17 protein-coding genes are annotated in these 19,570 nt (G+C 37.5%); 7 read left to right on the plus strand and 10 right to left on the minus strand.

Annotated features, from left to right (window positions below; translation table 11 throughout):
* The first annotated feature begins 92 nt into the window (after window positions 1-92).
* Complete coding sequence (locus tag AC6I5C_RS08430) at window positions 93-269, plus strand: hypothetical protein (protein ID WP_168155232.1); 177 nt, start codon at window positions 93-95, stop codon at window positions 267-269.
* Window positions 270-344: 75 nt separating this feature from the next.
* Here the strand turns inward: AC6I5C_RS08430 and AC6I5C_RS08435 are convergent, their stop codons facing one another.
* The 7 genes from AC6I5C_RS08435 to AC6I5C_RS08465 all read right to left on the minus strand — a co-directional run bounded on the left by AC6I5C_RS08435 (window position 345) and on the right by AC6I5C_RS08465 (window position 8,239).
* Window positions 345-2,873 carry a TonB-dependent receptor gene (locus AC6I5C_RS08435; protein WP_497904767.1) on the minus strand — a complete coding sequence of 843 codons (2,529 nt, stop codon included), beginning with the start codon at window positions 2,871-2,873 and terminating at the stop codon, window positions 345-347.
* 2 nt (window positions 2,874-2,875) lie between these two features.
* Window positions 2,876-3,295, minus strand: a complete 420-nt coding sequence (locus tag AC6I5C_RS08440) for a hypothetical protein (protein ID WP_497904768.1) — start codon at window positions 3,293-3,295, stop codon at window positions 2,876-2,878.
* Between the two features lie 92 nt (window positions 3,296-3,387).
* Window positions 3,388-3,729 carry an arsenate reductase (glutaredoxin) gene (gene arsC / locus AC6I5C_RS08445; protein WP_497904769.1) on the minus strand — a complete coding sequence of 114 codons (342 nt, stop codon included), beginning with the start codon at window positions 3,727-3,729 and terminating at the stop codon, window positions 3,388-3,390.
* Window positions 3,730-3,734: 5 nt separating this feature from the next.
* A protein-coding gene (gene prfB / locus AC6I5C_RS08450) for a peptide chain release factor 2 (RefSeq protein ID WP_497904770.1) occupies window positions 3,735-4,842 on the minus strand; the annotation gives its coding sequence in 2 pieces (ribosomal slippage) (window positions 3,735-4,778 and window positions 4,780-4,842; 1,107 coding nt in all).
* 64 nt (window positions 4,843-4,906) lie between these two features.
* The gene (locus AC6I5C_RS08455) at window positions 4,907-5,758 is read right to left on the minus strand and encodes a transglutaminase-like domain-containing protein (RefSeq protein ID WP_497904771.1); all 852 of its coding nucleotides are present in this window, start codon (window positions 5,756-5,758) and stop codon (window positions 4,907-4,909) included.
* A 63-nt stretch (window positions 5,759-5,821) separates the two neighbouring features.
* On the minus strand, window positions 5,822-6,766 hold the full coding sequence (locus AC6I5C_RS08460; RefSeq protein WP_497904772.1) for an alpha-E domain-containing protein: 945 nt from the start codon (window positions 6,764-6,766) through the stop codon (window positions 5,822-5,824).
* Between the two features lie 6 nt (window positions 6,767-6,772).
* Entirely contained in the window at window positions 6,773-8,239 is a 1,467-nt protein-coding gene (locus tag AC6I5C_RS08465) for a circularly permuted type 2 ATP-grasp protein (RefSeq protein WP_497904773.1), read from the minus strand.
* Between the two features lie 227 nt (window positions 8,240-8,466).
* Here AC6I5C_RS08465 and AC6I5C_RS08470 point away from each other — a divergent pair, with 227 nt between their 5' ends.
* Together AC6I5C_RS08470 and AC6I5C_RS08475 are read left to right on the plus strand one after the other, a co-directional pair.
* On the plus strand, window positions 8,467-10,872 hold the full coding sequence (locus AC6I5C_RS08470) for a zinc-dependent metalloprotease (RefSeq protein ID WP_497904774.1): 2,406 nt from the start codon (window positions 8,467-8,469) through the stop codon (window positions 10,870-10,872).
* Window position 10,873: 1 nt separating this feature from the next.
* Window positions 10,874-11,896: a threonine aldolase family protein gene (locus tag AC6I5C_RS08475; protein ID WP_497904775.1), complete on the plus strand. Its 1,023-nt coding sequence runs from the start codon at window positions 10,874-10,876 to the stop codon at window positions 11,894-11,896.
* Window position 11,897: 1 nt separating this feature from the next.
* Here the strand turns inward: AC6I5C_RS08475 and AC6I5C_RS08480 are convergent, their stop codons facing one another.
* Window positions 11,898-12,221, minus strand: coding sequence for a YbaB/EbfC family nucleoid-associated protein (locus AC6I5C_RS08480; protein WP_497904776.1), 324 nt, complete (start codon window positions 12,219-12,221; stop codon window positions 11,898-11,900).
* A 122-nt stretch (window positions 12,222-12,343) separates the two neighbouring features.
* Here AC6I5C_RS08480 and AC6I5C_RS08485 point away from each other — a divergent pair, with 122 nt between their 5' ends.
* The 3 genes from AC6I5C_RS08485 to capB all read left to right on the plus strand — a co-directional run bounded on the left by AC6I5C_RS08485 (window position 12,344) and on the right by capB (window position 16,928).
* The gene (locus AC6I5C_RS08485) at window positions 12,344-14,407 is read left to right on the plus strand and encodes a S9 family peptidase (protein ID WP_497904777.1); all 2,064 of its coding nucleotides are present in this window, start codon (window positions 12,344-12,346) and stop codon (window positions 14,405-14,407) included.
* Between the two features lie 72 nt (window positions 14,408-14,479).
* Window positions 14,480-15,514: a cysteate synthase gene (gene capA, locus AC6I5C_RS08490; protein ID WP_497904778.1), complete on the plus strand. Its 1,035-nt coding sequence runs from the start codon at window positions 14,480-14,482 to the stop codon at window positions 15,512-15,514.
* Window positions 15,515-15,668: 154 nt separating this feature from the next.
* A complete protein-coding gene (gene capB / locus AC6I5C_RS08495; RefSeq protein ID WP_497904779.1) occupies window positions 15,669-16,928 on the plus strand; it encodes a cysteate-C-fatty acyltransferase in 1,260 nt (419 codons plus the stop codon).
* 52 nt (window positions 16,929-16,980) lie between these two features.
* Here the strand turns inward: capB and AC6I5C_RS08500 are convergent, their stop codons facing one another.
* Entirely contained in the window at window positions 16,981-18,096 is a 1,116-nt protein-coding gene (locus tag AC6I5C_RS08500) for a GNAT family N-acetyltransferase (protein ID WP_497904780.1), read from the minus strand.
* A 39-nt stretch (window positions 18,097-18,135) separates the two neighbouring features.
* Window positions 18,136-19,086 (minus strand): transporter, encoded by a 951-nt coding sequence (locus AC6I5C_RS08505; RefSeq protein ID WP_497904781.1) that lies wholly within the window; start codon window positions 19,084-19,086, stop codon window positions 18,136-18,138.
* Between the two features lie 195 nt (window positions 19,087-19,281).
* Here AC6I5C_RS08505 and AC6I5C_RS08510 point away from each other — a divergent pair, with 195 nt between their 5' ends.
* Window positions 19,282-19,566: a DUF4834 family protein gene (locus tag AC6I5C_RS08510; protein WP_497904782.1), complete on the plus strand. Its 285-nt coding sequence runs from the start codon at window positions 19,282-19,284 to the stop codon at window positions 19,564-19,566.
* Window positions 19,567-19,570 lie beyond the last annotated feature (4 nt).

A 19,570-nucleotide genomic window follows, 5' to 3' on the forward strand; every position in this document is an offset into this window, starting at 1 on the left:
CATTCCTAATATTATGTTAATAAAATTCATTCTCTTATTGTAAAACAAAACACTTTGTGTTATCTTTGCGGGAGTTATAAAAAAGACACCACATGTTTGAGTTTGATCAGTATTTAGGATTTTTAGCATTTTTAACCATATTGACTATTGGATTCTGGTTAATGATATTTTTATTGACGTTTGTAATTCCTTATTGGATTGGAGGAGCTTTAATGGAACGTCTTAAAGAAATGAGAGAAGAAAAAAAGGCAAGTCGTATTAACAGTTAATTTACGATTGTTTTTTTACAATATAAAAAAAGGAAGCCATTTGGCTTCCTTTTTTGTTTCTAATCTTTTTTGGAACTATCCTTGAAAGTCCATATCATCTCCACCATTACCATTGTTTTGTCTTGATTGACGTTGCTTTTGTTGGTTGAAACGGTATATAAACGATAGGTTTATAGAGCGCTGACGCCATTGGCTTTCACTGTATCTTGTAAAGAACTCGGTTGTTGTTAACGAAGTTCGTTTACGGGAATTAAATACGTCTCTTACGTTTAACGAAATAGTGGCATTGTCTTTAATAATCTCTTTACTTAAGGCCAAATCCATAGAGAAAATCCCATCGGTATCACTTTGAGCATCCTGTACAGCACCTCTATAATGGGCATTGGTTTGCCAATCTATTTTGTAAGGTAGAGTAACTTTAGAGCTAAATCTTGCAAACCAACTGTTGTTCTTGGCACTATAGTCTACACCATTAAAGTCCCCATCTGTGTTAAACTGGAAAAAGTTAAAGCTTGTATTTAATCGTAACCATTTTTTTGGATTGTATAGGATTCCAAATTCTCCACCAGTTCTTGTATTTGTAGAAAGATTTACGGGAATAGTTCTAATAATATCAATTCCGTCACTGGTTTGTTGCCCTGTATTTTCTTCAACACGTTCAAAAGAATTGGTTTCATGCTGGTAGTATACCGAAGCCGTAAAGGTCAATTTATCCCAACGTCTTAGATAGCCCAAATCAAAGGCACTCGCAAAAGCTGGTTCTAGGTTAGGGTTTCCCTGAAATACATTGGTACGACTAGATCGTGTAGGGAAGGGGTTGATAAACCAGCCTCTAGGTCTGTTGATTCTTCGGTTGTAACCAAAAGAAATGTTCTCTTCTGAATCTGATGAGTTTCCTGAAAGGTTGTAAATCACATTTAGCGTTGGGAACAATCCTAAATAGTCCTTCTTAAAATTAGTTTGAATGGGGAAACCATAAGCCTCGTTCAATTCCTCTTCCGTTAACCTGGAATCAATTTTTCCCTTAAGTTGCGTTTGTTCCAAACGCAATCCTAAAAGGAATGAAAACTTTCCAAACTTGTTTCCATATTGTGTATATACCGCGTTTACGTTTTCAGTGTAGTCAAAAATGTTGGAAAGGGTTTCGTTCAACAGGTAGTCTCCAGTATCAAGGTCTTCCTGTTCCAAAACATAATCTGTCACTGAATTCTTGAAATTTCCGCGGTAGCCCGCTTCGAATCGAGCATCTTTCCCAATAGGAAGCACATAATCTGTTTGGAAAAGGAATTCATTCTTGTCTTCTATCGAAAATATTTGTTCAGATTGAAAAGGCTCAGGGGTGGTCTGGTTTGTTAAAACATAATTCTCATTAATAAAGGTATATTGGTTTTCATGGTCGTTTTCGTATTGAAAATCGGCCGTAATTTGATGTCCTTCTTTGTTGAAATGGTTGATGTAATTCAAAGAGAATTGGTAATTGTTGTCATCTTCAGTTTGTTTTTCGCGACGAAGCGTTTTTTCAACCTCAGTACCATCATTATCATAGCGCTGGCTATTGTTTGTGGAAAGATCGGCATCTTCCCCATATCTATAGAATACACTACCAGTAAGCGAAGAGTTTTCTGTTAGGAAATATTCAATCCCAATGTTTCCGTTGTAGTTCCTGTTTAATCGCTCCATTTCTTGCTTTTCACGAATACGACGGAATTCCGGTTCCTCAATCACACCATCTTCTTCCTTGTCAAAATAGTTCACATCTCTGAAAAAATATCCAGGAGCATCAAAATAACGCCACCCAATATTTGAGAACAAATTGAACTTTTCGGTTCTATAATTTAAATTGGCTGTTAACCCAACATTATCGGGTGTACCAAGGTTAAAGTTCACCGAACCATTAAAACCAAGGGTCTCTTTTTGACGTAAGATGATGTTCAAAATCCCAGCGGTTCCTTCAGCATCGTAGCGGGCAGAAGGAGAAGTGATTACCTCTACGCGTTCAATGGCTTCAGCAGGCAACTGACTTAAAATATTCGAGTCTCCAAAACCTGCCATGGCAGAAGGTTTTCCATTAATTAAAATACGCACGTTCTCGTTACCACGTAGGCTAATAGCTCCTTCGGTATCTACAGAAACGGAGGGCACATTATTTAAAGCGTCGCTGACCGTACCACCGGCAGTGGTGATGTCTTTTCCTATATTATAGATTTTTTTATCCAGTTTGATTTCCACAGAAGTACGTTCGGCAATTACTTCTACTTCATTTAAGGATTCCACGTCCAACGATAGGTTGATGGTTCCTAAATTAGTGTTGTGGTCTAGAGTTCTATTTTCTAGTGTTTTTTTCTTGTATGAAATATATTCAATAGAAATGTTATAAGTTCCTGTGGGCACTTTTATGGAAAAATTACCTTCCGTATCGGTAACACCTCCAGTGGTTATTTTGTTTTCTTTTGTATTAAAAAAGGAAACCGTGGCATATTCCAATGGTAGGTTCACATCGGCGTCCATAACCTTTCCTGTAACTACAATTTCCTTGTGTTTTTGGGCGTAAATACTGTTGCTTAAGCAAATTAAAGCAATAAGGGTCGTTAATAAATACTTCATTTCTAGTTGTCAGCTTTTTTTCTCTTTCGTTTGTTTTTTTTATTCTTCTTAATTTGCTCTTGTGGATGTTGGACAGCGTCTTGAACTTTCTGGATGGTTTCTTCCGAACAAATGTCTTTTAAATCTGCAAAATGGGTTCTGTCAAGCTCGGCAAGTTGTTCTTGTAGAACATAACTTTCCAAACGAGCCTCATAAAGCTCTTGCTTGGCATCAAAATAGGAGTAGAGTTTTTGTCTGATAATGTGTTTTTGGAAGTCGTCCACTTCCAAACTATCCACTAATTCTTGAATGAAATTTTCTTTTTCCTCTTCTAGTTTTTCTTTGTAGCGTTCCATTTCCCTTTTTTGGCTGTCGCTAGTTTGGGAAACTACTGTAGTTGTTCCTAATGTGAAGAGTATAAAAAACAAAATTAACCTATGCATAAACCTCTATTTTTACGTGTTTGACCGCAAAAATAGCTTAAGGTTTAGCCAGCATAGGTTAAAGTTATGTTAAAGAAACCCTAAAGAAAGGGCTATAGAATGGTAAGGATTTTGGATGCAGGCCTTCCAACAACGGCCTTGTTTCCTTTAATAACTATTGGACGTTCAATAAGTTTTGGGTTGTTTGCCATAGCCGTAATGATGTCGTCATCGCTAAGGTCTTTCCCTTTAAATTCCGTTTTCCAAATAGCTTCATTTTTTCTAACCAATTCAATAGGTGAAATCCCCAAGAGTTTCACCAAGTTGGCCACTTGTGCTTTGTCAGGAGTGTCTTCAAGATATTTAATCACCTTAAATGGCGCTCCGTAAGTTTCTAGGATTTCAATGCCTTCTCGGGATTTGCTACATCTTGGGTTGTGATAAATCTCAATCATGTTGTTTATAAATTTTCGGGAGCTTCCTGTTGTCCCATCATCATTAAATATGCTTTTAAAAATGGTTCGATATCGCCATCCATAACGGCATCTACATTACCGGTTTCATGACCCGTACGGACATCTTTCACCAATTTATATGGATGCATTACGTAGTTTCTAATTTGGCTTCCCCACTCAATTTTCATTTTACCGGCTTCAATGTCTTCGCGTTGTTCCATCTGTTTTTGAAGCTCAATTTCATATAACTGCGACTTCAACATTTGTAAGGCTCTGGCACGGTTGTCGTGTTGCGAACGTGTTTCGGAACAGGAAATCTGAATCCCTGTAGGTTTGTGAACAAGTTGTACTTTGGTTTCCACCTTGTTTACATTTTGTCCTCCCGCACCACTGGATCTTGCTGTTGTAATTTCAATATCGGCAGGGTTGATCTCAATTTCAATGGTATCGTCCACTAAAGGATACACATACACGGACACGAAGCTGGTGTGTCTTTTTGCATTACTATCGAAAGGAGAAATACGCACCAAACGATGTACACCGTTCTCACCTTTTAGCCAACCAAAGGCAAAATCGCCTTCAATTTCCAAGGTTACGGTTTTAATACCGGCTACGTCACCTTCCTGAAAGTTAAGTTCCTTTACTTTGAATCCGTTTTTTTCGGCGTACATCAAATACATACGCATAAGCATGCTTGCCCAATCGCAGGATTCTGTCCCTCCAGCACCAGCAGTAATTTGCAATACAGCACTTAAACTGTCACCTTCATCAGACAACATGTTTTTGAATTCCAAGCGTTCAATAATCTCTAAAGCGCTAGCATATTGAGCGTCTACTTCTTCAGCAGAAACATCATCGGCTTTATAGAATTCGTAAAGGACTTCTAAATCTTCAACCAGTGTTTTTGAAGTGTTGTAGTCTTCAACCCATTTTTTCTTCTCCCGGAGGGATTTCATGATTAGTTCGGCTTGCTTAGAGTCGTTCCAAAAATTAGGGTCGAATGTTTTTTCTTCTTCGTTAGAAATTTCGATTAGTTTGGCATCAATGTCAAAGATACCTCCTCAACGCTCCCAGGCGTTCTACAAGATCTTTTATTTGATCGGATGTAGTCATAAAGATTAATTTTTTTTTTCAAAAATAACACACATTTTTGAAATGACTAAACCTTTGGTAGCTTTTATTGTTCGTAGGTGACTTCTACGGAATGTTGGGTTTCATTTTTACCAGAGGAATAGATAACACCTTTAATTGGTGAACAATCGTTGTAATCTTTTCCGTGTGAAACCTTTATGTGGTTGTGATCGGCCAAAATATCGTTAGCAGGATCAAAACCAACCCATCCGACTTCTGGAATATAAGCTTCTACCCAAGCATGCATTTGTGAATCTCCAAAAAAGCCATCTCCTTGATGTAGGTATCCGGAAACATATCTGGCAGGAATGTTGTTTTGACGTGCAAGGGCAATAAACAGATGTGAAAAATCTTGGCAAACTCCATGACGATGTTCAATAATTTCATCCAATAAAGAACCAATATGGGTCACGCCAGCTTTAAAGTAGATATATAGGTAAGTCCATTTGTTGAGGGCAACAAGATTGTCTAAAATTGAAATTGACGGATCAAATTTATAGAGGTCTAGATGTTTAGATGGTAGCTTGGTAAGCTCTGTGGGGGTAAGGTAACTTTCGTGTTCAACTTTGAAGGTTAAATTGTTGATAGCTTCAAATTCTTGTGAAGGCTCCAATTTAGAGGTGAACTGAAACGGATTGATTTCCTTTTTGGTCAATTTAAATTCCGCTTCAAACTGAATATCTTCAAAGGGTTGCTTACAATGAATCCTGGCCGTTTGAAAGTTGTAACCGTTGATGGATTTTTCGATTCGGGCATTAACGGAAGTTTTAAAATCACTGAACACCAACTTTTGGGAAACATTGTTTTCAGGAATGATCATAAATTGCCAATATGCCTCAAAAACTGGGTTTTCGTAAGTATTATTGGACTTATATTTAATAGTGTAGTCAAATGCCATGTCTTCAATAAAATAGGGATGCAAAAATAACCTATTGAGAGGAACAGTTTGAGTTAAAAAAAGTTAATAGTTGAAGTATTCATAATCTAATTTTGTGCAGATGTTAGCTAAACCCTGTAAAGTGTAATCTATAAATTTGGAAACATCTTTTTCAATTTCTTCCACGGTTTTAAATTCGTATTCTGCCCGCATTTTTCCAACAAGAAAGGCTGCCGATGTTTTATCTCGCTCCTTTAAGGAATCTATGGTTGCCATATGGTTTTGTATTTGATTTAAGGAATTCATCACAGATCTGGGGCAATTGGGGTTGAGTAACAAAAATTCCAGCGTAGTGTTTTGATTAGGCGTTTTTTTGTAAAACCGTCTGTTCATATCGTATGATTCGCAACACTTTAAAAGGGTGGTCCATTCAAAACTGTTTTCAATAGGTTTGGAATAGCCTCCCAAGGCCTTTTGGGCGTCCTCGTGTTTGGTTTTGATGATGCGGATGATTTGTGTGGCGCGTTCAATGTTGATTCCTAGGAGCACCAAGGCATAAATTTCGTCGTGTAATAAGGTGCTGCGTATTCTTCCCCTTAAAATTGAGGTCTGCTCTATAACATGTGTAGTAAAATCGTGAAGTCCACTTTTAATTAAAAGTTCCTTAGGGAAATCATTGACATAGTGATAAAACTTATTAATGGATTCGTAAAATTCTGTGGACATGGAATCTCTGGAAGTATTGGCATTTTCTCGTGCATATTTTATACAGTTAAAAATGGAATAGGGCTTTTCTGGGTTTAAGCCTACATTAAAAATGATATCTTCTTCACTGAGATCTTTTTCTTTTTTTGGAACATCTCCAACCATTGTGGCTATAGATTGTAATACAAATTTTCGGGACTGCGATAGTTTATTCGGTGCATCAAGCGACGAAAAGTAATTCACGTTCATAAAACGGGCTGTGTGTTCAGCACGTTCAATATAACGTCCCATCCAAAAAAGATTATTGGCTACTCTTGCTAGCATATTGTGTTATTTTTTTAATACCCAGGTATCCTTGGAGCCTCCTCCTTGCGAAGAATTCACAATTAGATTTCCTTTCTGAAGTGCAACACGTGTTAGTCCGCCTTTAAGTACAAATTCCTTATTGTTACCCAAAAGCGTAAAGGTTCTTAGGTCGATATGGCGTTGCTCAAAGGAATTGGAATCTTCAATATAAGTGGCATGTACAGAAAGCGACATGATGGGCTGTGCAATGTATTTTCGAGGATTTTCCTTAACGACTATTTTTACGTTTTCAATTTCCTCTTTAGTGAGTTTGTTTCCAATGGAAATACCATAACCACCAGCTTCATCTACAGGTTTTACCACCAATTTGTCAACATTTTCCAAGACATATTTTAAATCGTCTGGGCGACTACAGTGGTAGGTGTGAACATTGTTGAGGATAGGTTTTTCGCCAAGGTAAAACTTAATGATTTCTGGCATATAGGTGTAAATGGCTTTGTCGTCGGCAACACCTGTTCCTGGAGCATTCACCAAACTGACATTTCCTTTTTTGTAGGCTGCAAACAGTCCTGGCACCCCAATGGCTGAGTCTTGCCTAAATTCCAAAGGATCTATAAAGCCATCGTCAATACGGCGGTAGATAACATCTACTTTTTTAGGACCAGTAATGGTTTTCATATAGACGAAATCATTTTCCACGAACAAATCACGACCTTCCACCAATTCTATTCCCATGGTTTTGGCTAAGTAGGAGTGCTCATAATAGGCCGAGTTGTAAATGCCCGGCGTAATCACCGCGCAGGTTGGAATGTCAACGCCATGTGGTTTTACCGATTCCATGATTTCCAATAAATTTTCGGCATAATTGGTGACATTGTGGATCTGGTAGTGGTTAAATACCCCGAATAAGGCACGCTTTAAGGCATTTCTATTACAGATCACATAGCTAACCCCCGAAGGACATCTAATATTGTCTTCAAGAACGTAGTAGTTGCCATCGGAATGTTTTATGAGATCGGTTCCTGAAATATGATTATAAATGCCACCTGGAGGATCCAAATCTTGCATTTGCCTCAAGTAGTTAGCCGAGGAACTGATAAGTTCCATAGGAACTATTCCAGCTTTGATAATTTGTTTGTCGTGGTATAAATCCCAAAGGAAGGCATTTAAGGCCTTACTGCGCTGCAAAGCTCCTTTTTCAATGGTTTTCCATTCTTTGGCTTCAATGATTCTGGGAAATAAATCGAAAGGAAAAATCTTTTCTTGAGCTTGTGAATCCCTGTAGACTTGAAAGGTAATTCCTTGATTGAAAAAGGCGGCTTTGGCCTTCTCATTCAAAGCTGCATAATCCGAATTGGAATGGTCTCTATATAGTTCAAAGATTTTCTTGTAGGTTTTACGAACTTTTTTGTTGTCATCAAATATTTCATCGAAAAGGCCTTCATTTTTGATGTACGAGGAAAATAATGGATTTGTAATTTTCGATTTCATTTGTGCTAATTTTCTCTAAAATAAAGATAAGTTTTAACTTAAGTTGGTTGAAAAATATAATAATAGGTGTGTAAAAATGAGGTTTTTGCAATTATTTAATGATTAATTAATAAAATACTAAAAAGGAGTGGGAATTCAAAAAAGCTCATCTTAGACACTTCACAATTTTTGGTAATAATTTGAATACGCCATTTAAATAATTAGTTTTATAGACTAATTTATTTTCTATGAAAAACAAGCTATTAGCAATTGTATTTTTTCTCTATATATCTTCAGTATTTTCACAAGTTTTGGAAGGGAAGCAATTAGAATCCTATAAGGGATTCTTTAATTTTTATTACGAAGAAGCGCAGGACAAGATTTATTTGGAAGTAGATAAATTAGATACCGAATTTCTGTATGTGAATTCCTTAGCCACAGGGGTTGGTTCTAATGATATTGGTTTGGATAGGGGGCAGCTTGGAGATAATAGGGTGGTGAGCTTTACTAAAGCAGGAAACAAACTGTTGTTGGTGCAAAGAAATATTGATTACAGGGCTAATACAGACAATGACTTGGAGAAAAAAAGCATTGAGCAGGCTTTTGCAAAATCAGTTCTTTTTGGGTTTAAGATAGAGAAGGAAAGTAATGGAGCTTACATCATTGATTTAACGCCTTTTTTATTGGAGGACAGACATGAGGTAGCCAATACACTGAAACGCTCAAAAGAAGGAAACTACAAGGTAGATTTAAGTAAAAGCGCTTTGTCCTTGGAAAGAACTAAGGCGTTTCCCAAAAATGTAGAATTTGAGGCCTTGTTGACCTTCTCAGGGGAACCTTCGGGAACTAAACTGAGAACCGTTACACCAACACCATCTTTAGTGAGTGTGATTCAACATCATTCCTTTGTGGAATTGCCAGATGATGGCTATCAACCAAGGGTTTTTGATCCTAGAAGTGGGGCGATTTCTATATCATATTTGGATTATGCTACCCCAATTCAAGAGCCTATAAAAAAACATTTCATCATTAGACATCGATTGGAAAAGCAGTTTCCGAATGAAAAAATAAGTGAGGCCAAAGAGCCTATTATTTATTATTTGGATCCCGGTACACCGAAACCCGTGCGTTCGGCGTTATTAGAGGGTGCTAGTTGGTGGAATGAAGCATTTGAAGAGGTAGGTTTTAAAAATGCTTTTCAAGTAAAAATGTTGCCCGCTGATGCAGATCCTATGGACTGCAGATACAACGTGATTCAATGGGTGCACCGTTCAACTCGCGGATGGAGCTATGGTAGCAGCGTCATAGATCCTAGAACAGGAGAAATCATCAAAGGTCATGTGAGTTTAGGGAGTTTAAGGATTCGTCAGGATTTTATGATTGCTCAAGCTTTATTGAATCAACCATTTGCTAAGAGTGATGATAATTACCAACCAATGTTGGAAATGGCATTAGCAAGAATTAGGCAATTGAGCGCACATGAAGTAGGGCATACATTGGGTTTTGCCCATAATTTTGCAGCTAGTGCCAATGACAGGGCTTCGGTAATGGATTATCCCCATCCATTGATAGAACTTCAAGGAAAGAATATCGATTTAACTAATGCCTATGCAACGGGAATAGGAATTTGGGATAAGGTTACGGTGGCTTACAGCTATTCAGAATTTTCAAATACTACAAATGATGGAGAAGCTTTAAATGCTATTTTGGATGCAGCTCAAAAAGAAGGGCTGCGTTTTATCACTGATTCCGATGCTAGAGCACAGGGAGGTGCCCATTTGTTGGCCCATTTATGGGATAACGGAGAAAGTGCCTCTGAAGAATTAAATCGGGTGATGAAGGTTAGGGAACAAGCCATAGCCAATTTTTCAGTGAGTAATATCAGGACTTATGAGCCTTATTCGGTTTTGGAAGATGTGTTTGTGCCACTGTATTTCTTTCATCGATATCAAACAGAGGCTGCTGCAAAAGTAGTGGGTGGTTTGGATTACAATTATGCTGTAAAAGGCGATGGGCAATTAACTACAAAAATAGTGGATGCAAAAGTTCAAAAGGAGGCTTTGGAAGCTGTTTTAGGAACACTATCTGCAGAAAATTTAGCCATTCCGAAGGATAAATTGGAATTATTTCCGCCACGGGCTTTTCAATATAACAGAGGGCGCGAATCCTTCTCAGGAAAGGTAGGTGTGGCTTTTGATCCGTTAAGCGCTGCAGCAACCTCAAGTGAGATGACTTTAAAATTGTTATTACATCCAGAAAGAGCCAATAGATTAGTGACGCAAAAGAGTTTGGATAAAAATCAAATAGGTCTGGAAGACGTTTTAAATGAATTGATTGAAAAGTCGTTTCATAAAACATATAAAGATGCTTATTTAAATGAAGTACAGCAGATGGTTAATGTGAATGTTTTAAAATATATAATGAATTTGGCCGTTACAGAAAAGGCCTATTTCCAAGTGAATGCTATTGCTAGCAATGCTTTGGACACTATTTATGCAGAACTCAAGCAAAGCAAAAACAGCTATGCAACTCATTATATTAGATTAATTGATGAATTCAAGGAAGAGCCTAAGGAGTTTGAGATTGAAGTTGCGCCAAAAATTCCAGATGGCTCACCCATTGGAACCGATATGTGTAATTATGTTTTAGATTGATATGATAGTAGATTTAAGAAGTGATACGGTAACAAAACCAACTCCAGAAATGATGGAGGCCATGATGGCTGCTAAAGTGGGTGACGATGTGTTTAGGGAAGACCCAACGGTCCTTGAATTGGAAGAACGGATTGCAAATATGTTTGGAATGTCAAGTGCTTTGTTTTTTCCTTCGGGAAGCATGGCCAATCAAGTGGCAATAAAATTGCACACCAATCCAAGTGAACAGGTTATCTGCGATAAATATGCCCATATCTACAATTATGAAGCAGGAGGAGCATCGTTTCATAGCGGTGTGTCCTGTAAATTAATTGACGGGCACAGAGGTATGTTTACGGCCAATCAGGTTAAGGAAGCTATCAACCCTCCGCAATATTATTACAGCCATACGTCTTTGGTAGAAATTGAAAACACGACCAATAAAGGCGGTGGTGCGTGTTGGGATTTTAAGGAATTGGAACGTATAAAGGAAATCTGTAATGAGAATCAATTGGGATACCATTTGGATGGAGCTAGGTTGTGGAATGCTTTGGTGGCAAAAGAGGAAAGTACCCAACAATACGGTGGGCTGTTCGATACCATTTCGGTGTGTTTGAGTAAAGGTTTGGGCTGTCCAGTAGGTTCTGTGTTGGTTGGTGATGCGGATATTATGGGGCACGCTATTCGTTATAGAAAACTTTTTGGAGGCAATATGCGTCAGGTGGGATTTTTGGCAGCTGCGGGACTGTATGCTCTAGATCATCATATTGAAAGGCTTCAAGAAGATCACGACAAAGCCAAAGAAATTGGAGCAGTTTTAAAGGAACTTCCGGTTATTAAAAGCATTGAGCCTATTGAAACCAACATTGTAATTTTTGAGTTGAATGAGGGACTTGAAGAAGATGTTTTTGTAAATACTTTAAAACATAAAAACATCCACATTATTGGAATGGGAGGAGGTAAACTAAGAATAGTCACACATTTGGATTATACATCGCAAATGCATGACTATTTTTTATCCAGTTTAAAAACCTTGAAATTTTAACTTATTTGAACATGTCCATTCCTGGAACGTTTGGCATGCCTTCTTTGGCTACGGCAGCAATTTCGGTTTCGTTAACGGTAGTGGCGCGCTCGATGGCCTTGTTAAGGGTTAACAACAAATAATCTTCCAACATTTCCTTGTCCTCAAGCAATTCATCGTCAATGGAAATGGATTTTATGGTTCTGTTGGCGGTGATGGTAACTTTCAATTTATTGTCGTTACTGGCTTCGTCAATTAATACCGTATTTAGGCGCTCTTTAGTAGCTTCAACTTTCTTTTGGGCTTCCTGTAATTTGTTCATCATGCCCATCATATCTCCAAACATAATATTCAATTTTATGGTTTCCTGCAAAATTACCAATTCTCTCCAAAAAAAGCATTAATATTAAGTTAACAGCCAAATTGTAATTAAAACCCTATTTTTGCACTCTTCAAAAAATAAACTTAATGACACAAGTAAAGGTACAGCCCCCTGTTGCTAAACGTATTCCTAAAGAGTTAAAGATTCACGGTGATGTTAGAGTAGACGACTATTTTTGGTTGAATCAACGTGAGGATCAGGAGGTTCTTGATTATTTGAATGCCGAAAATGCCTATTGTGATGAACTGACGGCTCATACCAAGGAATTTCAAGAGCAGTTGTTTGAGGAGATGAAGTCTAGAATCAAGGAAGACGATGAATCTGTGCCTTATAAATACAATGGTTATTGGTACATTGTAAAATACGAAACAGGAAAAGATTACCCTATTTACATAAGAAAAAAGGAAACTCTAGAAGCTGAGGATGAACTGCTTTTTGATTGTAATGAAATGGCAGAAGGTCATGATTATTTTCGATTGGTGGGACTAAATGTAAGTCCTGATAATACACTTATATCCTTTGGGTTGGATACTGTTGGACGTAGAAATTACACATTGAAAGTGAAAAATTTGGTAACCAATGAAATATTGCCGGATGCTATTGAAAATACGACAGGTTCTGCTTCTTGGGCCAATGATAATATTACATTGTTCTACACTAAAAAGGACACGGAAACTTTAAGATCTGACAAGATTTACAAACACAAGTTAGGCAATGATGAAACCAATGATACCCTTGTGTTCCATGAAACGGATGATACCTTTGGAGTGACCGTATACAAATCCAAATCCAGAAAATATTTGGTGATAGCTTGTTACAGTACTTTAACGAACGAATACCATATTTTAAATGCCGATACACCTGACGAAAGTTTCAAATTGTTCCAAGAACGTATTAGGGGAGTGGAATACAGTATTTCGCATTATGGTGATAACTTTTATGTGGTAACCAATTCAGATAACGCCATCAACTTTAAGTTGATGAAAACCCCTGAAATGGCTACCGAAATTGAAAATTGGCAAGAGGTTATAGGGCATCGTGAGGATGTGCTGATTGAAGATATTGACATTTTTAAGGATTTTTTGGTGGTTAGTGAGCGTAGCAATGGATTGAATGAAATTAGAATCATCCGTTGGGATGGCACAGAAGATTATTACCTTCCTTTTGATAACGAAACCTATACAGCGTATACAGGAACCAACGTAGATTTTGATACCGATATTTTAAGATATGGCTACAATTCATTGACAACGCCATCATCTACCATCGATTTCAACATGGTTACCAAAACAAAAACGGTAAAGAAAGAACAGGAAGTTTTGGGTGGTAAATTCGACAAGGAAAATTATGTTTCCGAGCGTATTTGGGCCACTGCCGATGACGGCACCAAAATTCCGATGTCTATGGTGTATCGCAAGGGAATAAAAAAGGATGGTAGCAATCCATTGTTGCAATATGCCTATGGTTCTTATGGTTCAACCATTGACCCATATTTTTCAACCATTCGCTTGAGTTTGTTGGACCGCGGATTCATTTATGTGATTTCACATGTTCGTGGAGGTGAATATTTGGGACGCCAATGGTATGAGGATGGAAAATTATTGACCAAAACAAACACGTTTACAGATTTTATTGCCTGCTCAAAGCATTTGATATCTGAGAAGTACACTTCTAAAGAACATTTATATGCCTTGGGAGGCAGTGCAGGTGGATTGCTTATTGGAGCTGTTATAAATTTGGCGCCTCAACTTTACAATGGGGTAATTGCAGCCGTTCCTTTTGTGGATGTGGTTACCACCATGTTGGATGACAGCATCCCTTTAACTACAGGAGAATATGACGAATGGGGGAACCCGAATGAAGAGGAATATTACAACTACATGAAATCCTATTCGCCTTATGACAATGTCAAAGCCCAAGATTACCCCAATATTTTGGTGACCACTGGTTTGCACGATTCACAAGTGCAATATTGGGAGCCAGCTAAGTGGGTAGCTAAACTAAGATTATTGAAAACCGACAGTAACAAATTACTGCTTAAAACCAATATGACTGCAGGTCATGGCGGGGCTTCAGGACGTTTTGAAGCCTTAAAGGAAGATGCCGAAGAGTACGCATTTTTGCTGGACCTAGAGAATATTAATAACTAGTTAAAAAAAAAACGTTATTTTTGCGAGGTTTTAGGTGACATTTTTTTAATTTGTGACTGATAAATAGCATTTATGAAAGAAAACTTACAAGTATTTGATAATGTGTTGGAACTCATAGGGAAAACACCACTTATCAAATTAAACAAGATGACTTCAAACTTCGATGGTGACTTCTATGCTAAAGTAGAAGCTTTCAACCCAGGACATTCTTCTAAAGACAGAATTGCACTGCACATCATTGAAGAAGCAGAAAAAAAAGGAATTTTGTCACCGGGAGATACCATAATCGAAACTACTTCTGGAAATACTGGATTTAGTGTGGCAATGGTGAGCATTATCAAAGGCTACGAATGTATCCTTGCGGTGAGCTCAAAATCTTCAGCAGATAAAATTGACATGCTGAAATCTATGGGAGCCAAAGTTTATGTTTGCCCAGCCCATGTAAAAGCAGATGATCCTCGTTCGTATTATCAAGTAGCTAAGCGTTTACACGAAGAAATTAAAGGCTCTGTCTACATTAACCAGTATTTCAATCAATTAAATACAGATTCTCACTACAATAGCACGGGTCCTGAAATTTGGGAACAAACCGAAGGTCAAATCACGCATTTGATTGCTTGTAGTGGTACAGGAGGAACTATTTCAGGAACTGCTAAGTACCTGAAAGAGCAAAATCCAAATGTAAAGGTGATAGGGGTAGACGCTTATGGTTCGGTATTGAAAAAGTACCACGAAACCAAAGAGTTTGACGAAAAGGAAATCTATCCATACAGAATAGAAGGTTTAGGTAAGAACCTGATTCCTTCGGCTACAGACTTTGATGTTATCGATAAATTTATCAAGGTAACAGACGAGGAAAGTGCCCATACTGCTAGAGAAATATCAAGAACTGAAGGTCTTTTTGTGGGCTACACCAGTGGTGCTGCCATGCAAGCCATTAAGCAACTAAGTGCTGAAGGTGAGTTTAAAAAAGGCGATAAAGTTGTTGTGATTTTCCCAGACCATGGATCACGTTATATGAGTAAAGTATACAGTGATAAGTGGATGGAAGAACAAGGTTTCTTTGATAGCAAAACTGAAATCGAAGCGATTCAATACGTAAAATAAGATTCATAATTCAGTAAGAAAGCCTATCATATAACCGTTTAGATGATAGGTTTTTTTGTGCATTAAAATTATGAACACAAGTTTATAAATTAATTATGCAAAGCGGATAGAATTAATTAATTTTGCCGCTATAACTAGACAAATTTTAGCTTTAATGAAAGATTTATTTGATAAAATATACAAGGATAAGGGACCTTTAGGAAAATGGGCCTCTCAGGCTGAAGGCTATTTTGTGTTTCCAAAATTGGAAGGACAAATTTCCAACAGGATGAAATTCCAAGGAAAGGAAGTTATCACTTGGAGTATTAATGATTATTTAGGATTAGCTAACCACCCAGAAGTTCGTAAAGTAGATGCCGAAGCAGGTGTCGCTTATGGTTCAGCGTACCCAATGGGTGCTCGTATGATGTCTGGTCACACAGATTTGCATGAAAAATTGCAGAGTGAGTTGGCTGATTTTGTAAATAAGGAAGCTGCTTACCTTTTAAATTTTGGCTACCAAGGAATGGTATCTACCATTGATGCTTTGGTTTCTAAAGATGATATCATCGTTTATGATGTAGATGCACACGCCTGTATTATTGACGGTGTTCGTTTGCATATGGGGAAACGTTTTACCTATAAGCACAATGATATTGAAAGTTTAGAGAAAAACTTAGAAAGAGCTACTAAAATGGCTGAGCAAACCGGAGGAGGAATTCTTGTAATTTCTGAAGGAGTATTCGGTATGCGTGGAGAGCAAGGAAAATTGAAGGAAATTGTAGCCCTTAAAGAAAAATTCAACTTCCGCTTTTTGGTGGATGATGCCCACGGTTTTGGTACTCTAGGGAAAACTGGAGCTGGAGCAGGTGAGGAGCAAGGAGTTCAAGATGGTATCGATGTGTACTTTGCAACGTTTGCTAAGTCCTTGGCCAGTACGGGAGCTTTTATTGCTGCAGATCAAGAAATCATAGATTACTTAAAATACAACTTACGTTCTCAAATGTTTGCCAAGTCATTGCAAATGCAATTGGTGGTTGGTGCTTTGAAACGTTTGGATATGTTGAAAACCATGCCTGAGCTTAAAAACAAGCTTTGGGAGAATGTAAACGCATTACAATCTGGTTTAAGAGACCGTGGTTTTGATTTGGGAACTACACAAAGTTGTGTAACTCCAGTTTACCTTAAAGGAAGTATTCCTGAGGCTATGGCTTTGGTTAAGGATTTACGCGAGAACTACGGAATTTTCTGTTCTATCGTAGTTTATCCTGTAATTCCAAAAGGATTGATTCTTTTAAGAATGATTCCAACGGCTACTCACACTATGGAAGATATCCAAGAAACTTTAGAGGCCTTCTCATCAATCCGTGAGCGTTTGGAGAATGGAACTTATAAAAGACTTTCTGCTGCTGTTGCCGCTGCAATGGAGCAGTAATAGGAAAATAGACAAAATAGAAAAGCCACTTTTTAAAGTGGCTTTTTTTATGCTAGAAATCTTTTCTGTAGGTTCTGCGTCGTTTTGTTATTGGAGATTCAAAGTTTTTCCACAATTGGTGAATGGCTATGTTTTCTTCCAGTTCAGGGGTTCTTATACATCGCTTTACACCATCTTTTCTGAAGGAGTCGTAGAATTCTTTAAAAATTAGAGCAGTAACACCCTTGTTTTGGTATTCAGGATGCACGCCTATTAAATAAAAGACGGCTTCTTCGCTATGTTTTTTAGCCTTCAATAAGTGATAAAATCCAAATGGGAACATTTTTCCTTTAGCCCTTTGTATGGCTTTCGAAAAGGAAGGTAATACTATGGCAAACGCAATGATATTATCTTCTTTATCCAAAATGAATTTGATATAGTTAGGGTTGATCAAAGGGATATACTTCTTTTTAAAATAATCCTTTTGTTCTTCTGAAATAGCCACAAAAGAAGCTAGTTTGGAGTAGGTTTCATTGAACAGGTCAAACATTTTGTCTACATAAGGCAACAGCTCATCAATTTTTGTGAAATTAAGGGAACGTACACCATACCTTCTGGAAATAAGCGGAACCATTCTCTCAAATTGTTCAGTTTTTACCTTATCAACATCAAAATAACCTTCGATATATTCTTTCTGTTTAACGTAACCAAGTTTTTCGAGATGGGTGACGTAGTAAGGATGATTATACCAAGTAACCATTGTACTCAATTGGTCGTAGCCTTCGGTTAACACACCAACCTTATCCAGATTGGAGAATCCCATAGGGCCTTCAATAAATTCAAGGTTATGGGCTTTTCCATATGCAATAACCTTATCCAAAAGTGCCTTGGTAATCTCTATGTCGTCAATCACATCAAACCAACCAAACCGCACTTTTTTGTCTTGGGATTTTACTTCAGTCCAATTGATAATGGCTGCAATTCTTCCAACAATTTCATTGTTTTTGTAAGCTAAAAAATAAGAAGCCTGGGCATGCTTAAAAACGGGGTTTAATTCCGGATTGAAGCTTTCCACTTCATCTTTAATCATGGGAGGTACCCAATATTTATTGTTTTTATAAAGCTTGAAGGGAAATTTAACGAATGCTGTTAGGTCTTTTTTGGAATGTATTTCTTTTACTGTAATCATGTGTCTCCTCGGGCAAAATAATTGTATTTGCCACTGTCATTAAAAATCTGTGTCTATTTTCTTTTTGTTCTTATTGGCACGTTGCTTACGCTTCATTTCGTCTTTGGCCGAATTGTTGTTATCGGGCTCTTTGTCTTTGTGGAAATCAAATCTGTAAGACGCTCCAATATTAAAATTGAATACTGAAGGTGTGTCCTTGGTATTCAAAGTAACGGCTGTATCTAATTGGAAATTTTTGTTCCAAAGATAAGCACCGCCAAATCTAAACAAATTATCGGCGTAAAAGTCGCTTTTGATGCCTTGAGTTTCACCAAACAGTACCCATTGTTCGTTTAAGGACTTGGTTAAGGTGATGATGTACTGAAAATCCGAATACTCAGAGCCTATTCTATCTTTTACAAAATTCAAGACCAATACCCAACCGTTGGAAAAATTGTTTTGGGTGGCAATCATAATTTTTGGGCTAAAGCCTTCTACATCCGGTGCAGTATAGGGATTGTCCTTAGAATCGAAATTGGCACCAACATAGGCCGAAACAGCTGGAATTAACGATTTCCATTGAAATTTTCTGTTAGCATGGTAGCTATAAATATTAGGTTTGTCCTCTTGGTTTTTATAAGGATCATAAATTAAATATTTGGCACCAAGGGTAAAGTTTTTAAAGTTGGAGCGCTTGGTTTCCTCAGAAATGGCAGAGCGGTTATCGGTGAACTTGTCGTTTTGATAAACACCTTCTAAATTGATTTCCAATTGCTCAAAAAACAGACCGTAACGCGCCATAAAATCTACTCCAAAACCAGATACCTCGTATTGAAGAGGCGTGTGCTTTTCCTTCACATAATATGGCCCCATTTCGAATTGCAGCACATTGGTTCCAACAGAAAAAGCACTGCTCGAAACCCCTGGGCGGTTGGAGTTGATAACATCGGTATATTGGGCAAAGGATATGGAAGACGCCAAAAAGGCTAGTAATAATAAATAGGTTTTCATGGGTTTCATTTGGTACATAGCGTTTTAGAGGTTGGGCTTTGTTAGTGTACTGTTTGATTTCAAAACTACATAAATTTTTTCATTCTAATATGATACCCTTAAAACGATGGAATGTCAATTCTATTTTATATTTTTTTTAAGGTTTTATGCGGGTGTTTAAGGAAAGAGAATTGTATTTTTGACAAAAAATAATTCATGTTGCAAACAGCATCTGCGGTGGGCCTTTTAAGAACAATATTAATAATACTGCTGATTTATTACGGATTGAAAATCCTTTCCAGGATTTTTGCGCCGCTTTTGGTGCGTTATATGTCCAAAAAAATGCAGGAACGTTTTGGAGGACAATTTCAACAGCAACAACCATATAGAGAAAAAGAAAAAGAAAAGGTAGGGGAAACGGTCATTGACAAGATGCCCAAAACCGATAACGCTTCAAATAAAACCGTAGGAGAATATATAGATTACGAAGAAATTGATTAATTTT

The sequence above is a fragment of the Mangrovimonas sp. sgz306409 genome, from assembly GCF_059735265.1.

Coding starts and splice junctions, on each gene's coding strand:
- AC6I5C_RS08430 (WP_168155232.1), top strand. CDS start 93: ATGTTTGAGTTTGATCAGTATTTAGGATTTTTAGCATTTTTAACCATA.
- AC6I5C_RS08435 (WP_497904767.1), bottom strand. CDS start 2,873: ATGAAGTATTTATTAACGACCCTTATTGCTTTAATTTGCTTAAGCAAC.
- AC6I5C_RS08440 (WP_497904768.1), bottom strand. CDS start 3,295: ATGCATAGGTTAATTTTGTTTTTTATACTCTTCACATTAGGAACAACT.
- arsC (WP_497904769.1), bottom strand. CDS start 3,729: ATGATTGAGATTTATCACAACCCAAGATGTAGCAAATCCCGAGAAGGC.
- AC6I5C_RS08455 (WP_497904771.1), bottom strand. CDS start 5,758: ATGGCATTTGACTACACTATTAAATATAAGTCCAATAATACTTACGAA.
- AC6I5C_RS08460 (WP_497904772.1), bottom strand. CDS start 6,766: ATGCTAGCAAGAGTAGCCAATAATCTTTTTTGGATGGGACGTTATATT.
- AC6I5C_RS08465 (WP_497904773.1), bottom strand. CDS start 8,239: ATGAAATCGAAAATTACAAATCCATTATTTTCCTCGTACATCAAAAAT.
- AC6I5C_RS08470 (WP_497904774.1), top strand. CDS start 8,467: ATGAAAAACAAGCTATTAGCAATTGTATTTTTTCTCTATATATCTTCA.
- AC6I5C_RS08475 (WP_497904775.1), top strand. CDS start 10,874: ATGATAGTAGATTTAAGAAGTGATACGGTAACAAAACCAACTCCAGAA.
- AC6I5C_RS08480 (WP_497904776.1), bottom strand. CDS start 12,221: ATGTTTGGAGATATGATGGGCATGATGAACAAATTACAGGAAGCCCAA.
- AC6I5C_RS08485 (WP_497904777.1), top strand. CDS start 12,344: ATGACACAAGTAAAGGTACAGCCCCCTGTTGCTAAACGTATTCCTAAA.
- capA (WP_497904778.1), top strand. CDS start 14,480: ATGAAAGAAAACTTACAAGTATTTGATAATGTGTTGGAACTCATAGGG.
- capB (WP_497904779.1), top strand. CDS start 15,669: ATGAAAGATTTATTTGATAAAATATACAAGGATAAGGGACCTTTAGGA.
- AC6I5C_RS08500 (WP_497904780.1), bottom strand. CDS start 18,096: ATGATTACAGTAAAAGAAATACATTCCAAAAAAGACCTAACAGCATTC.
- AC6I5C_RS08505 (WP_497904781.1), bottom strand. CDS start 19,086: ATGAAAACCTATTTATTATTACTAGCCTTTTTGGCGTCTTCCATATCC.
- AC6I5C_RS08510 (WP_497904782.1), top strand. CDS start 19,282: ATGTTGCAAACAGCATCTGCGGTGGGCCTTTTAAGAACAATATTAATA.